This window comes from Paenibacillus sp. NPDC093718 (assembly GCF_050279985.1).
GTDB lineage: Bacteria > Bacillota > Bacilli > Paenibacillales > Paenibacillaceae > Paenibacillus_AQ.
In genome coordinates, this window is the sequence record NZ_JBNNUS010000004.1 from 281,307 (window position 1) to 295,846 (window position 14,540).

Here is a 14,540-nt window from a genome sequence, read left to right on the forward strand (position 1 = left end):
GTTACTCCTTGCCGCGCTCAGCAGCCCCCTCACCTTCTTGTATGGAAGCCTCAGGCAATAGTACGGTGATGGTTGTTCCTCGGCCCACTTCAGACCACACATTTACCCGGCCCCGATGCGCTTCGACAATCGCCTTGGCGATGCTCATCCCGAGTCCCGAGCCGTCCATGCTCTCTTCGGTATTCGTTCCCCGGTAGTAACGCTCGAACAGATTGCAGCGGGTCTCTTCGTCCATCCCCACGCCTTGATCCGCAACCACGATCGCCGCACCGCCGGGACGTCTCTCCACCCGGACCTCAACGTTTACCCCATCCGGATTATGCTTCACGGCATTCGTGATCAGGTTATCCATCAACCGCTGCAGCCACTTGGCATTGCCGTCGACGAGCAGCGCCCCTTCGCCGCCGATATAGTTAAAATTCGCATCCAGCGTGGCATCATTGACGTATTTCAGCACGCAGCGGCGCACCAGCTCATTCAGGTCAAGCCGGGTCAGCTCCTGGGGGCGGATCTCGCTTCTCAGACGGAAGACGAGCGAGAAATCATTGATCAGCTCCAGCATGTAGTCCCCTTTTTCCCGAATCACCGTTCCCATCTCCCGCAGTTCCTCCTGACTCCAATCCTGCGGTGCATTCTCAAGCATATAGCCGTAACCCTGGATGGAGGACAACGGCGTACGCAAATCATGCGATATCCCGGACATCCATTCTTCCCGATTTCGATCCAGCCGCTCCCGTTCCCGTTCGGTTTCGGCCAGCTGCTCCGCCATTTTATAAAAGGAATGGATTACTTCCTTGTACAGCCTGTAACGAGTACGCAGCTTCCCGTTCTTCCGGAACACCCGCTTCCGGTCCTTCGGCGTCAGCACTTCCTCGTAGTCTCCGCTCCCCATCCGCTCAAACCACCCGGTAAACAGCAGCAGCGGCCGGCTGTACCGATATCCATGCCATATGGCGACCCCTAGTGACAACACAAGCACGCAGACCATCGTCCATAACGCCACGCGGATCAGCTCGTTCATCAACGGCCTTTTCTCCAGCGCCTCGTCCTGCGGCGTATGATATACCCAGGTGTTGCCGCTGGCCGTATCGCGATAGACCGCGATATGCGTGGAATACGTGCCCGGCTGCTCCTGCATCGTAATGATCTCCAGCGGGTGGTAGCTTACCTTATCGTCCGAATCGGTTCCAATCGCTTGGACAACGCGGCCCTCCCGGTCAATGACATGCAAATAACCGCCTAGACCAGCCAACTCGCGTCCGAGCTCCTCTTCATCCTCCGGCCTCACCCTGCCGCCGTCCTGATAATGCGCATACCATTCCCGAAGATGGTCCGAACTCACATCGATACGTCCGATCAGATACAGCAGCGGTTCTTCATAGGTCAGATCCATCTGCCAATCCATCGTGTACTCGCCGAGACGGCGTTCCTCCTTGATCTCGAGCAAGGTGCTTACCGAGTAATCCGACGGAACGTCCGGAGCCGTATTGGTGGAATGAATCACGTTTCCGTCCATATCCACCACTTGCAGCCACATATCCTTCTCTTGAAGCAGGAGCTTCCACTGTTCCTGCAGCAGAACCTTCCCTTTCTCTGTTACCGTCTCCGTCACAATGCCTTCCAATACGCCTGCAGTAAAGTTGCGCTTGATCTCTTCGTCACCGATATGTTTGATCAGGAAGAATAAGAGCACGATCAGGAAGCAAAACATAAACGCCGAGAACGCAATTAATTGGTACGTAAAATGAAAGGCCAGCCTTCTGCGCAGCCTCATCGGGCTTTCTCCTTAACCAGCTTGTAGCCGAGCCCCCGGACCGTCAGCAAATATTGCGGGTTGCTCGGATCCTCCTCGATGCGTTCACGGATGCGACGGATATGTACCATGACGGTGTTGTCCTCGCCCATGCCGTCGATGCCCCACACGGCTTCGTACAGCTGCGACTTGGAGAATACGACCCCCGGATGCTTGCAAAAATAAAGCAGCAGTTGAAAGACCTGCGCCGGACAAGGCATAGGCTCTCCCAGCACCGTAAGCTCCCCGGCGGATTCATCGACCTTAAACCGGCCGAAATCCCATGCGCGCTGTATCACCGGCTGCTCAGCCGACACGGTTGCCCCGATGCCGCCACGGCGCAGACGCGCCTTGATCCTTGCGGCGATCTCCAGTGGATTAAAGGGCTTGGTGACATAATCGTCCCCGCCCATCGCAAAACCGGTCAGCACATCCAGATCCGACGCTTTGGCCGTCAGAAACAGGATGTGCGGACTGCCATAAGAACGGATCTGCGGACAGAGATCAAATCCCGTGCCGTCCGGCAGCATGACATCGAGCAGCACGATATCCGCTCCGTGTGCAGCGATTTCGCTAAGCGCCTCCTTACAGCTGGAAGCCGTATATATGCGGTTAAAGCCTTCCTTGCGCAGCACCATCTGCAGCATTTTCACAATGGAAGGTTCGTCATCTACAATTAAAATTCGTGTTTGATCCATTTTATCCTCACCCGACATTTATGCTAGCACAACAACCTTAACAGGAGTTAAACAAATGCGGGAAGAGTTAAGAAAAAGTTAGGTTGCCGTTTCCGAGTTATTTCATTTCGAGCTTTATACTTGGTGTCAGAGGTGATTGACATGAATTCAAATAAACGTTCCACGGCCGTGGATGCGATACGCGGCTTGAGCTTGCTCGGCATCTTGATGGCCAATATGCTTATTTTTCAATACGGCATGTTCGGCAAAGATGAGCTGCATTTCTTCCAGCCATCCACGCTGGATCTGATTAGCCATGACATGCTGAAAGTATTCGTAGAGGGCAGCTTCATGCCGATCTTCACATTCCTGTTCGGTTACAGCATGATCAAGATGCGGGAAAGCCTGATCGGCAAAGGGCTCAAATACGGACGCAGCTTTTTCCGCAGGTCCGTGCTGCTGATCGTTCTCGGTTTGCTCCATTCAACATTCATCTGGGAAGGCGATATTTTGCTGTTTTACGGAGCGATCGGACTCTTCCTGGTGCTGTTTGTGAAACGGAAGGCCAAAACAATCCTGATCTGGGGGATCCTCTTACTCGCGCTGATGTCCCTCCTCGGATATGGCTCCATGGAGCCTACGGCAGGTGAAGCCGAGCGTATGGAGAATTATGTGAAGCAGTCTATTGAGGTATACGGTAATGGCACGTACAGCGAGATTCTGAGCTTTCGTTCAACTGAGGAAATGCCCATCGACCTTCCGGACTGGCTGATGCTGCTGGTCATTCTGATTGCTCCGCTAATGAGCGCGCCGATGTTCCTGTTTGGTATGGTCGCTGCCAAACGCGGGCGCTTCCTCCATCCTTCCATGGAGATCAAGCTGTATTTAAGATGGTCACTGCTCGTACCGGTAGGGCTTGGACTAAAGACCGCAGGGGTTATGCTCGGCTCCACCCACGGCTGGAGCGGCATCTTTACGATGCTTGGCGGACCTCTGCTCGCGCTGGGTTATATACATCTGTTCGCTTCCCTATATGCCTTCTCATCTAAACAATCGGTCATCATCCGGGCGTTTGAAGCGGTTGGGCGGATGTCGCTAACCAACTATCTGACGCAAAGCGTTGTGTGTGTACTGATATTCTACGGATTCGGGCTGGGCATGTTCGGCAAGCTCGGCGTGCTGCAAGGAGCGCTGCTGGCCATCCTGATCTATGCTGTACTGGCAACGGGCAGCCTGCTCTGGTTGAAGCGATTCCGCAGCGGCCCGATTGAACGGCTGCTGCGCATTGGCACCTATTGGTCATGGAGCGGCAGGGCGAAACCCAAAGTCATGACGCCGGCTGCCGCCGTACCTGCGGCAGAGTTTCCGGCAGAAGGTCCTCCGGTGACTTAAGTATGCCGCAGCTTTGGCTTGAAGCCGGGGAGCCCCGGCTACGAGGCTCTTGTGGCTCTTGTGGCTCTTGTGGCTCTTGTGGCTCTTATGGCTCTTATGGCTTTTGTGGCTCTTGTGGCTTTTGAGGCTCCCTAGCTCCTAAGATGAAATCGGCCCTTCCGTTCAGGTATAATGGACATACAGGCAAGGGGTTAGACATTTTTGGAATTTATCCGGTCGTTATCGAAGGAGGAATCTAGCATGCTGGTTGTTACAAACTCGATTAAGGTTAAACCGGGCTTCGGACAAGAAATTGCGCAGCGATTCGCTGAAGCGAAGGGTGTCCAGGAGATTGAGGGATTCGTGCGGATGGAAGTATGGCACGAAGCCAAAGAAGGCGCAGAGGCAGAGGAACTGAAGGTCTCTACGGTATGGGAAGACGAGGAGGCGTTCAAACGCTGGACTTCCAGTGAATCGTTCAGGCAATCCCACGGTCAGGGCCGGAATGAGAATATTTTGGGCGCTTCCTTGAACAAATATGAGCTGTTGATCAGTCATAAGTAGTAACATGGAACGGGTTTTCACCATAAATACCCCGCCTGGGCGATTGCCTGTGGCAGGGTATTTTTTTGCCGTGATATGACAATTGCCTTCTCCATTCATTCCGTTCACGATCCCTGTGAAACAATAGGGACATACCTCAAGGCTCCTGATCGTTTATCATGTACCCCGGCAGCAATTCAGGGTTGTGGGATCGACCCAGCTCAATCATGTACTTGTTCAGATCGTTCAACTCGGGACCCGCCAGTACATACGATTGTCCATCCACCTCAAACTCGTTCGCCACGCGAACCTCCTGCTCGCTCTGCACGACGTCCATAAAGAACAGAAATCCCGGTTTCTCGTTATCTGTGATCCGCTTGGCTTGAAGATTGTCCACTCGCTCCATAACCGGTTCTATGTCCTGCTTCTGATCCAGCACCATCCGTGTGCCATCCCCATAAACCACATGAATGGCCTTCACCTTCGCCGCATCCAGCATCATCAGTTTCTTGACGGAGTACAGGCTCTTGTCTTCAGACCCCGCATCCTCGTCGAATCCGCTGCAGCCGACCATACCCAGAACAACGATAATACCAACCATCATGATGAACGCGAGCTTACTGGACATCCCTTCATCCCCCCAAACGGAAATCTCACCATCTGTATCCATTCCAAAGTCACCAAATATGATCACAACGAAATGGTTATATTAAGCATGATCAGGCATTGCCTTACATTCTGAGCAAAAGGAGCTTACGTCATATGGAAAGCACTCACGATTTTGTGGAAAAAATGAACGAGAATGCGGAAAAGGCCCGCCGCAACAAGGAAAATCACGGCAAAGGAACGCCAAGCGACAAGCTGCCGACCAAGCAGCACGGCACCAAGAAGTAAAAATGACGCATACCGCGATCCTCACAGGATCGCGGCTATGATATCAGCAACGGTTCGAACACCGGTTATCTGTGTTTCCCTATTACATACGATTTACAGTCCGTCGGATGCCTGCTTCAGCAAGGAGCCAAGCGCATCATAATCGACCTGCTGCCCGGACGAAATTTTGATGGTCCTTCGCTCAGGCGGTCCCTCAAACAACGCTTCAGGCCAATCCAGGCCATCCGCATTGAAAATGGTAAAGCTCACAGCTCCCTTCGCAACGCTGATCACGGCTGCATATTTTCCGTTTTTCAGAAAATGGGGCTTTTTGTATTGAAGCCGTTCCGAAACGTCCGGAATCGTGCTGTGCACAAGCTCCCGAAGCCGCTCGCTGACCTCCACCTTCCAGGTATCACTGATGGCTGCAATGTAATCCGTAACTTCTTGATTCATCTTATTGGCTCCCTCTTTATCGTAATATGGTATTTTTCCAACTCAACCCTGATGAACCATCTGCCAGGTCATGCCGTACCGGTCCACCACTTCACCGTAGTAGGCTCCCCAAGGCTGCAGGGCAAACGGATATTTCTCGGTCCCCCCATCGCTAAGGTGGCGATAAGCGGCGCGGGCGTCTTCCTCGTGATCAAACGTGATGGCCATACCCATGCTCGTGCTCTTGCCGGTTTCCTGAAACGCATCGGTGAGGATCAGCTTATTGCCGCCAGCCAGCGTTAACGACATGTGCATAACCTTATCCAGATGGGCTTCCGGTATGCCCGGCATGTCCTTGAAGGTAGTCAACAAATCGATCTCTCCACCCAGCGCTTGCATGTAAAAATTCGCCTGACCTCTTGCATCCTCCGAAATAATAAAAGGTACCATTTGTGCTTGCATGTTCATCTTCCTCTCGGTTTTATTTGTCAATATCTAAATGACGAACGAGATTTTATGTAATCGACACAACTTCATATTTATTTTAAAAATTATTCCGAAAATTTTCTTCAGTTGTCTTAGGACTCCGCTGACAGGCAATCTGCCGCACGGTTAAGCAGCAGGGCACGTTCCCTCATGTTATCCGTCAGCGATGCGGCCAGCTTGAACTCCGCGCAGGCTTCGTCCAGGCGCCCCAGCTTGAAGAGCAGGTCTCCCCTTACGCTCGGGAGGAGATGGTATCCCTTCAAGGCCGGCTCGCCACCTAAAACATCCACGATCTCAAGCCCGATCTCCGGACCGAAAGCCATGGAGAGGGCCACGGCCCGGTTCAGTTCCACGATGGGCGAAGGAGAAACCTGAGCCAAGGCCTCATATAACGCGGAGATGCGAATCCAGTCGGTCTCTGCCGCAGTGGGCGCTCCGGCATGACAAGCGGAGATGGCAGCCTGTATGGCGTAAGGTCCCGTCATTCCACCCAATCGCTCGATCCGATCCAGAGCGGCAAAACCGCGCCGAATCAATAAATAATCCCACAAGGCCCGATTCTGATCCATGAGCAGGACAGGCTCCCCCTCCGCATTGACCCGGGACTTGAACCTAGAGGATTGAAACTCCATTAAGGCAACCAATCCGTGCACCTCGGCCTCCGTCGGCGCGATCTCTGCCAGCACCCGCCCGATCCGAAGCGCTTCCTGGCACAGCAGCGGACGAATCCACTGGCTGCCCGAAGACGCTGCGTACCCCTCATTAAACATGAGGTAGATGACCTCAAGGACCGACGACAACCGCGGTTTAAGCTCGGCTCCCTGAGGAATCTCGAATGCCACCCGGGTCGCCGACAGCGTCCGTTTGGCACGAACGATTCGCTGCGCAATCGTCGGTTCTGGCACAAGATAGGCGTGAGCAATCTCCGCTGTCGTTAATCCGCCGAGCAAACGCAGCGTCAGAGCTACTCGCGCCTCAGGGGAAAGAACCGGATGGCAGGTCATGAAGATCAGCCGCAGAAGATCATCGTTCACTTCCCCCGCCTCCGGTACCTCCATATCCGAATCCATCCGGGAATCCATTTCGCGTCCGAGCAGCTCATACTTCTGATCGCGCACCTTATTCCGGCGCAGCAGATCCAGCGCTTTGCGCTTCGCAGCGGTCATGAGCCATCCACCGGGATTATCCGGTATTCCGTCTATCGGCCAGTGTTCCAGCGCAGCGATTAGCGCTTCCTGAGCAAGATCCTCAGCGATCCCGACGTCACGAACCATTCGAGTCAGGTAGGCAATGATTTTGGAGGATTCGATTCTCCAGATGGCATCGATCGTACGATGGGTATCTGCCGCTGACATTACGGATTCTGCCTTTGAATGTGCTCACGCATTTCGTATTGTTTAGCCTGCGCTTCCGGATCCTGCGTCAGCTCTGTCGGTTCAAAGACCTGGCGGAGCTCGATCTGGCCCGCACCGAAGCCGTGTGGATCCGGCATGCGTTTAGCCCACTCGATCGCCTCTTCCCTCGTCTTCACTTCGATCAAGGTATACCCCGCGATCAGTTCCTTCGCTTCCGTAAAGGGGCCATCGGTAATTTTCGGCTTGCCCCCCGGCTCCGGATAAGATATCCGGATGGCGCCTGAGCTTGGATGGAGGCCATCGGCAGCAAGCAGCACGCCCGCTCTGGCCAGCTCCATGTTATACCTCATCATGGCATCCAGCTGCTCTGCGCTTGGCAGTACGCCTGCCTCGGAATCCTCGGTTGCCTTTACAATCATCATAAATCTCATCCTTATTCCCTCCTGGTTATCAAGACTAAACTTAAAATTTTCGTTCTATGCTTAACCAACGAATAGAGTGTCCCCTAATCGACAAAGGCGTCAACATTTTCAAAAAAATAATAGGTTACAACCATTTCGTTACTGGACCGTGTATTCCTGTTAAAAAAATTCAGCTCCATGAAAAAAAGACCAATCAAGGCAAAACGCTTGATTGGTCTATGGAGAAGATCATGTATGTTATGGAAAGTGGCTGCTCGCAAGCCGCCCCGCAGCTCGCGTGCCAAAACCAAATCTTCATATGCAGCAGAACATCCAGCCCCGGATTGCCGAGCAAATTACAGCATTCTTCAAGCTGCTCCGCGATTCGCCACAGGATGCTCTGTAATTTTCACGAATATTAGAACAGGAGATCGCCGTATCGGCACCGAAATGATTAGCTACCATTTCTCATGAATGCGGTGATCTTCTATGGATACTAACATTCCGAACCGGATCCATATTATCGGCTCCGTCGGAAGCGGTAAAACGACACTTGCCAGGACGCTGTCCGCCCAGTTGCACATTCCTTATTACGAGCTCGACAATGTGGTGTGGGAGCGAGCCGAGCCGGATGATATTCGGAGGAGTGAAGCAGACCGGGATGCGATGTTACTAAGTATCGTCAACAAGAAATGCTGGATCATCGAGGGCGCTCACCTTAAATGGGTCAGTCCCAGCTTCCGCCGTGCAGATCTTATCGTATTCCTGAAACCGTCCTATTCAACAATAACCTACCGAATCATCACAAGATTCATCAAGCAGCGACTGCGACTTGAACAGGCGCACTACACCCCCACCTGGGACATGTTCAAAAAAATGTTCGAATGGAGCGCAATTTATCAGCGGCAAGGCAAATATCAGATTCAGGGTACGCTCGTTGATTATCCCGGCAAAGTAGTCGTCGTAAAAGACCTCAAACAGCTGAAACAACGTCTCGAACAGTGGAGGTCGTCAATAGAACAGCAAGAAAGGACCTCCGGTTAACCGGAGCTCCTTCTCACTTAGAAAATATCCATGCTCAAATACCGCTCTCCCGTATCCGGGGCAATGCAGACAACCCGCTTCCCTTCCCCCAGCCGCTTCGCTACGCGAAGAGCAGCGAATACCGATGCGCCGGAGGACGGTCCTACCAGAATTCCTTCCCTGCGAGCCAATTCCCGCACCGTTTGCAAGGCATCCTCATCGGCGATCTGGATGATCTCATCATACACGCCCGTATTCAGAATCTTCGGTACAAAGCCTGGACTCGTGCCCACCAGCTTGTGCGGTCCAGGCTGTCCGCCGGAGAGCACGGGTGAGCCCTTCGGCTCGACTACCGCGATGTGCAGGTTCGGCAAGGACTTCCTCAGCTCTTCCCCGGTTCCGGTTACGGTACCGCCCGTTCCCGCCGTCGCCACGAAGGCGTCAAGCCGACCTTCCATCTGCTCTAATATTTCCGGCGCTGTAGTCACCCGGTGAATGTCCGGGTTGGCCGCATTCTCGAACTGCTGCGGAATGAAGCTTCCGGGAATCTGCTCCTTGAGCTCCAGCGCCTTGGCAATCGAACCCGGCATGCGTTCGCTGCTCGGTGTCAGCACGACCTCCGCCCCGTACGCCTTCAATAGATTTATCCGTTCCTTGGACATATTGTCCGGCATAATCAGGATAGCCCGGTAACCCTTAGCGGCCGCAATCATCGCCAGGCCAATGCCGGTATTCCCGCTTGTTGGCTCAATAATGGTACCGTTCGGCTGGAGGAGTCCTTGTTCCTCCGCGGTATGAATCAGATTGTACGCCGCGCGGTCCTTCACGCTGCCGGAAGGATTGAATCTCTCAAGCTTTACATAGACATCGGCAGCGCCTGAAGGCACTAGGCGCTGAAGTTTCACCATTGGCGTCTGACCGATCATATCCACCACACTGTTATAAATCTCCATGATGTTGAAACTCTCCTTTATATATGAAGTGAAAGCATTCTCCACTAAACTGAATTTCTATAAAGACAATAAGCTTACTCGGATTATAACAAAAACGTCAATCGACGTACACTCTCAGAAGACAGACCGCCTTTAATTGATGTTTTTCTCGCGGGCCAGGCTCGCCGCTTCCGTATGAATGTATGGTATGCTATCCAAAGAAAATAACGATCGGGCTCCGCCCGGAAGACAAATTCTTCCACGGCCTTGTGCACGATCCGCATGTTAGAGGAGGCGCAAGAAAGCGTGAATATTCCGCTGTCACTACCTGAAGATCAACCCGTTCTGCTGCTCGACCGGACCCATGATTTATCGCATCAGGACGTACTGTCCCATTTTGCGCTGGACGAGCTCCTATGCAGGATGACCGGAGATGGCGGGCCAGCCATCTGTCATCTGTGGCGGCATCCGCGCGCTTTTGTGATGGGCGTGCGCGACAGCCGCCTCCCTTATGCGCCGCAAGGAGAAGCCATGCTTCGCTCTCTCGGCTATGACACTGCCGTCCGCCATTCGGGCGGTGCTGCCGTACCCTTGGACGCTGGCGTGGTGAACCTGTCCCTCATCCTCCCCTTTTTCTCTACGGGACCCGCGCCTGACTTTCATCAGGACTTTGAAATCATGGTGGAGCTGATCCGGGAAGCCCTCCGCGGCACCGGACAGAACGTAGATACCGGCGAAATTGCCGGTGCTTTCTGCCCGGGAACGTTCGATTTAAGCATAGGCGGCCTTAAATTCTGCGGCATTGCCCAGCGGCGGCAACGTAAAGCGTTCATTATCCAGGCTTTTATCATCGCCGAAGGTTCGGGCAGTGAGCGCGCCCGGCTGGTTCGTTCCTTCTATGATATTGCTGCTGCGGGAGCAGAACCCAAGCAGTATCCTCTGGTAGAAGCTAACAGCACCGCCAGTCTTGAAGAGCTTACGAGCATCGGCACCGGCCAGAACGCCGTGCACACGTTTATAGCCGCGGTCAAAGAGGTCATCCGCAGCTGGCAATCTGGCAAGGAGCTGACAGAGGCCGCTTCCAAGTTTACGATGCCAGGCTCTGAGGAGATCCGTAATATGGCTGAGCAAATGCGGCAGCGCTATAACCTTAATTAAACATAATAAAGAACCATATAGGCTAATTAATCAGTCTATATGGTTCTTTATATTCTTTTATTTTGCAGTACTGACGGGAGCATGCAACAGTTCTTGCATTTCTTGCAGATACTCAAGAGACGAATAAACAAATTAATGGACACTAGATCCGTTATTCCGAAAAAAACAGCAACTTTCCCCATACTTTCGGACTCAGAATCCGCTATCTACTATAAATACCACGATTAACAGCCATATTCTATGTAATAACGAATCTGGTGTCCTCATTTAACCCCAAACCCACCAATCGAGACATAATAGCGGAACCTCTGTCCTCAAATCATTGCAACAGTCAACACGCTTATGCAGCGCCTGGTATTCCGCGGACAAACAAACCTCGCCCTATCGATACAATCCGTCCATCAATCCATTCGCGTCCTTCGATTCATTCTATCCGTTCGACACAGTAGGCTGATCGTTACGAATCGGTCGGTCGATCCACACAATCCATCCATCCATCAATTCAATCCAATCCATTCACCCTAAGACCCAAATAACTGAATCTGTTCATTTTGGCACCATCACCTGGAAGTTAGGCCAAGTTATTAAGATTAGAACCGTGTATCACACCAAGATTACTTTATTTTTACAATTACACCATTCACCGATGATATTCCCTTAACACTTCCCCTATAAACTTGTCCTGATGGCAATTTATACATTAGGGGTGGATAAGCTTGAATAAAACGATGGACCGCAAAACGTTTCTGTCTTATCTGGGTACGGGCGCAACCGCATTGGCAGCCGCTTCCGCAGGCTTAGGTGTACTGGAAGGGAAGGCTTCCGCCATGTCCGGAACCGCAAATCATCTGTTCGGATTCAAAACGAATCGGGTCAGCGGCTACTTCGAGCCAATCGAACCAACCAAAGCAGACCAGCTCGTCCTGCCCAAAAACTTCAAATATGATGTCATTGCGGCTTTCGATGACGTAATCAATCCGGCTGGCGAAAAATTCGGCTCCGGCTGCGATTATAACGCATTTTTCCCGATTAAGGGCTCCAATGTCCGCGGCCTCCTGGTCAACAATCACGAGTACTCCACCATCTTCTCGATCGGACCTGTGAAGGACGGGAAGATGACGGCAGATCAAATCCATAAAAACCTGTATTACCAAGGTATGTCAGTCATTGAAGTATACCGCGACGAGAAGGGTGTATGGAAAATGGACACCACCTCCACCCATGCCCGCCGTATCAATGGCTTCAGTAAATTCGAAATCACCGGCCCGGCCAAAGGCATCCCTGCCCTGAAAGGCGCAACGACGGCTACAGGCACGTTTGCCAACTGCTCCGGCGGCGTGACGCTCTGGAACACGGTCTTATCTTGCGAAGAGAACTTCGAGGACACCGCGGCGGTTTCGAACCTGCCGGATACGCATTACGGCTGGGTCGTCGAAGTCGACCCATTCGATAAATCCTTCCTGAAGAAACACACCGCCCTCGGCAGATTCAATCATGAGAATACCGCGATGGGGCTTGCCGCAGACGGCCGGGTCGTTGTCTATATGGGCGACGACAAGAAGGATGCCTGCGTTTATAAATTCATCAGCAAGAACAAATATGACAAGAGCAAAGGCCGTGCCAATTCCGCGCTTCTGGAAGACGGAACCCTGTACGTTGCCAACCTGAAATCAGGCAAATGGATGCCGGTCACCTTGGAAGCTGTAAACAAGGCCGCCGCAGAAGATAAAGAGGCCCAAGCTAAATTCAAATCCCAAGGCGATGTGGTCACTTACTGTCAGGAAGCTGCGCGTCTTGTCGGCGGAACACCGACGGACCGTCCGGAGGACATCGAAATCTCACCGTTTGATAACACGGTGTTTGTCTGCCATACGAACAACGACAATCATGGCAACATTCACGGCCATATTACGCGCATTTTTGAAGCGGGCAACGATCTGGGCGCTATGGAGTTCGACTTTGAAATCTTTGCAGCCGGCGGACGCCAATCCGGCTTCAGCTCGCCGGACAACCTGGCGTTCGATTCAAACGGCGATCTGTGGGTCGTAACGGACATCTCCAGCAGCAGCCAAAACAAAGGTGTTCACAAATCCTTTATGAACAACGGACTGTTTGTAATTCCAACAAGCGGGCCGGATCAAGGGGTCGCGCTTCAATTCGCCTCCGGTCCGGTAGAGTCCGAGCTTACCGGTCCCTTCTTTACACCCGACGAGCAGACGCTCTTTCTGTCCGTTCAACACCCGGGCGAGAATACGGAGGACCTCAGCAAACCAACCAGCACATGGCCTCACCGTTCCGGCGAAAACATGGCGCGCTGCGCTGTCGTAGCAATTAGCGGCTTCAAACTGGAATAATACCAATCGAAAGGAGCGAGGATCATGCCGTTTGGCAATATCGGAATTGGCGGTTTAATTCTTATCTTGATTATCGCACTCATCATATTCGGTCCATCCAAGCTTCCTGAGCTCGGTCGCGCATTCGGGCGGACCTTAAGCGAATTCAAGGGCGCAACCCGTGGCTTGATGAACGGAGACGACGAGAATGGAAAAAAAGACGATGCTCCGCAACCTGCTGCAGCGGTCAATAAGCAGAACAGCTAATCCGAACGACCAGAGCGCGATCGAGCATCTGGAAGAAATGCGGAAGCGCCTGATCCGCACCCTGATTGCGTTTCTCGTCGCGATGGTGGCTGCCTTCATCTACGTCGAGAAGATCTATCACTGGCTGGTACGAGGCATGGACAAGCAGCTCGTTCTGCTCGGTCCCTCCGAAGTAATGTGGGTGTATATGATCATAGCGGGCGTTGTGGCCGTCACCGTCACACTTCCCATTGCCGCTTATCAAATATGGCGGTTCGTGCAGCCGGCGCTGCCGGATGGGACTCACCGCTCGGCCGTGCTGCTCATTCCCGTGATCAGCGTGTTATTCATTGCCGGCATCTGCTTTGGATACTTCGTGCTGTTCCCGATGGTGCTGCAGTTCATGCAGCGTATGGCCGAAGGGGCATTCCAAACGATGTACACCGCGCAAAAATACTTCACGTTCATGATTCATATGACCGTTCCATTCGGATTCCTGTTCGAAATGCCCGCCATCGTCGTTTTTCTGACAAAGCTAGGCATCGTGAATCCGCATCGGCTTGCCAAGATGCGCAAATCAGCCTACTTCCTGCTCTGCATCGTGGCCGTCACCATCACGCCGCCGGATATCATGTCCGATTTGATCGTGATCGTCCCGCTGTTCCTGCTGTACGAAATCAGCGTTTCGATCTCCAGATTCATCTATCGCAAGCAACTGCAGCTCTCTCAAGCAGAGGGCAGCGCAACCTAACACACGTCCGTTTCCCCCGAAGTAGGACGGAACCTTGAAGAACCCGTGACTGACAACCTAAGCAAGCAGGTTGTCAGTCACGGGTTCTCTTTTGTATTCATCACGTTAGATAATGTGACACCTATACTGAGATATCTAGTAAAAATGGATTGACACCTTGGATA

The 14,540-nt window shown here is 52.7% G+C and carries 17 protein-coding genes; 9 read left to right on the plus strand and 8 right to left on the minus strand.

Going from position 1 to position 14,540, the window contains the following annotated elements:
* Nucleotide 1: 1 nt before the first annotated feature.
* The gene (locus ACQKPA_RS14145; protein WP_427493170.1) at nucleotides 2-1,774 is read right to left on the minus strand and encodes a sensor histidine kinase; all 1,773 of its coding nucleotides are present in this window, start codon (nucleotides 1,772-1,774) and stop codon (nucleotides 2-4) included.
* A complete protein-coding gene (locus ACQKPA_RS14150; protein WP_427493172.1) occupies nucleotides 1,771-2,490 on the minus strand; it encodes a response regulator transcription factor in 720 nt (239 codons plus the stop codon). Before ACQKPA_RS14150 ends, ACQKPA_RS14145 begins: the two co-directional genes overlap by 4 nt.
* 141 nt (nucleotides 2,491-2,631) lie before the next feature.
* Between ACQKPA_RS14150 and ACQKPA_RS14155 the strand changes: the two genes are divergently transcribed.
* The gene (locus ACQKPA_RS14155) at nucleotides 2,632-3,861 is read left to right on the plus strand and encodes a DUF418 domain-containing protein (protein WP_427493174.1); all 1,230 of its coding nucleotides are present in this window, start codon (nucleotides 2,632-2,634) and stop codon (nucleotides 3,859-3,861) included.
* Nucleotides 3,862-4,101: 240 nt separating this feature from the next.
* Nucleotides 4,102-4,404, plus strand: a complete 303-nt coding sequence (locus ACQKPA_RS14160; RefSeq protein WP_427493176.1) for an antibiotic biosynthesis monooxygenase — start codon at nucleotides 4,102-4,104, stop codon at nucleotides 4,402-4,404.
* Between the two features lie 136 nt (nucleotides 4,405-4,540).
* On the opposite strand, the gene ACQKPA_RS14165 is transcribed toward ACQKPA_RS14160, so the two are convergent.
* Complete coding sequence (locus ACQKPA_RS14165; protein WP_427493177.1) at nucleotides 4,541-5,011, minus strand: hypothetical protein; 471 nt, start codon at nucleotides 5,009-5,011, stop codon at nucleotides 4,541-4,543.
* A gap of 134 nt (nucleotides 5,012-5,145) precedes the next feature.
* Here ACQKPA_RS14165 and ACQKPA_RS14170 point away from each other — a divergent pair, with 134 nt between their 5' ends.
* A complete protein-coding gene (locus ACQKPA_RS14170; protein ID WP_009590359.1) occupies nucleotides 5,146-5,277 on the plus strand; it encodes a DUF4023 domain-containing protein in 132 nt (43 codons plus the stop codon).
* A 93-nt stretch (nucleotides 5,278-5,370) separates the two neighbouring features.
* Here the strand turns inward: ACQKPA_RS14170 and ACQKPA_RS14175 are convergent, their stop codons facing one another.
* The 4 genes from ACQKPA_RS14175 to ACQKPA_RS14190 form a co-directional block, all read right to left on the minus strand.
* Entirely contained in the window at nucleotides 5,371-5,712 is a 342-nt protein-coding gene (locus ACQKPA_RS14175; RefSeq protein ID WP_427493179.1) for a DUF1801 domain-containing protein, read from the minus strand.
* A 42-nt stretch (nucleotides 5,713-5,754) separates the two neighbouring features.
* Nucleotides 5,755-6,153: a VOC family protein gene (locus ACQKPA_RS14180; RefSeq protein WP_427493181.1), complete on the minus strand. Its 399-nt coding sequence runs from the start codon at nucleotides 6,151-6,153 to the stop codon at nucleotides 5,755-5,757.
* Nucleotides 6,154-6,269: 116 nt separating this feature from the next.
* Nucleotides 6,270-7,532, minus strand: coding sequence for an RNA polymerase sigma factor (locus ACQKPA_RS14185; protein ID WP_427493183.1), 1,263 nt, complete (start codon nucleotides 7,530-7,532; stop codon nucleotides 6,270-6,272).
* Nucleotides 7,532-7,963: a YciI family protein gene (locus tag ACQKPA_RS14190; RefSeq protein ID WP_009590355.1), complete on the minus strand. Its 432-nt coding sequence runs from the start codon at nucleotides 7,961-7,963 to the stop codon at nucleotides 7,532-7,534. The genes ACQKPA_RS14185 and ACQKPA_RS14190 overlap by 1 nt, the downstream gene beginning before the upstream one ends.
* Before the next feature lie 202 nt (nucleotides 7,964-8,165).
* Between ACQKPA_RS14190 and ACQKPA_RS14195 the strand changes: the two genes are divergently transcribed.
* Nucleotides 8,166-8,339 carry a hypothetical protein gene (locus ACQKPA_RS14195; protein ID WP_427493185.1) on the plus strand — a complete coding sequence of 58 codons (174 nt, stop codon included), beginning with the start codon at nucleotides 8,166-8,168 and terminating at the stop codon, nucleotides 8,337-8,339.
* Between the two features lie 83 nt (nucleotides 8,340-8,422).
* The gene (locus tag ACQKPA_RS14200; RefSeq protein WP_427493187.1) at nucleotides 8,423-8,977 is read left to right on the plus strand and encodes a DNA topology modulation protein FlaR; all 555 of its coding nucleotides are present in this window, start codon (nucleotides 8,423-8,425) and stop codon (nucleotides 8,975-8,977) included.
* Nucleotides 8,978-8,994: 17 nt separating this feature from the next.
* On the opposite strand, the gene cysK is transcribed toward ACQKPA_RS14200, so the two are convergent.
* Nucleotides 8,995-9,909 (minus strand): cysteine synthase A, encoded by a 915-nt coding sequence (cysK, locus tag ACQKPA_RS14205; protein WP_427493189.1) that lies wholly within the window; start codon nucleotides 9,907-9,909, stop codon nucleotides 8,995-8,997.
* Between the two features lie 285 nt (nucleotides 9,910-10,194).
* Here cysK and ACQKPA_RS14210 point away from each other — a divergent pair, with 285 nt between their 5' ends.
* From ACQKPA_RS14210 to tatC, 4 genes are all read left to right on the plus strand, one after another.
* Nucleotides 10,195-11,046 (plus strand): lipoate--protein ligase family protein, encoded by an 852-nt coding sequence (locus ACQKPA_RS14210; RefSeq protein WP_427493191.1) that lies wholly within the window; start codon nucleotides 10,195-10,197, stop codon nucleotides 11,044-11,046.
* A gap of 728 nt (nucleotides 11,047-11,774) precedes the next feature.
* A complete protein-coding gene (locus ACQKPA_RS14215) occupies nucleotides 11,775-13,400 on the plus strand; it encodes a PhoX family protein (RefSeq protein WP_427493565.1) in 1,626 nt (541 codons plus the stop codon).
* Nucleotides 13,401-13,424: 24 nt separating this feature from the next.
* A complete protein-coding gene (tatA, locus tag ACQKPA_RS14220; protein ID WP_071218765.1) occupies nucleotides 13,425-13,646 on the plus strand; it encodes a twin-arginine translocase TatA/TatE family subunit in 222 nt (73 codons plus the stop codon).
* The gene (gene tatC, locus ACQKPA_RS14225) at nucleotides 13,603-14,376 is read left to right on the plus strand and encodes a twin-arginine translocase subunit TatC (protein ID WP_113057790.1); all 774 of its coding nucleotides are present in this window, start codon (nucleotides 13,603-13,605) and stop codon (nucleotides 14,374-14,376) included. Before tatA ends, tatC begins: the two co-directional genes overlap by 44 nt.
* Nucleotides 14,377-14,540 lie beyond the last annotated feature (164 nt).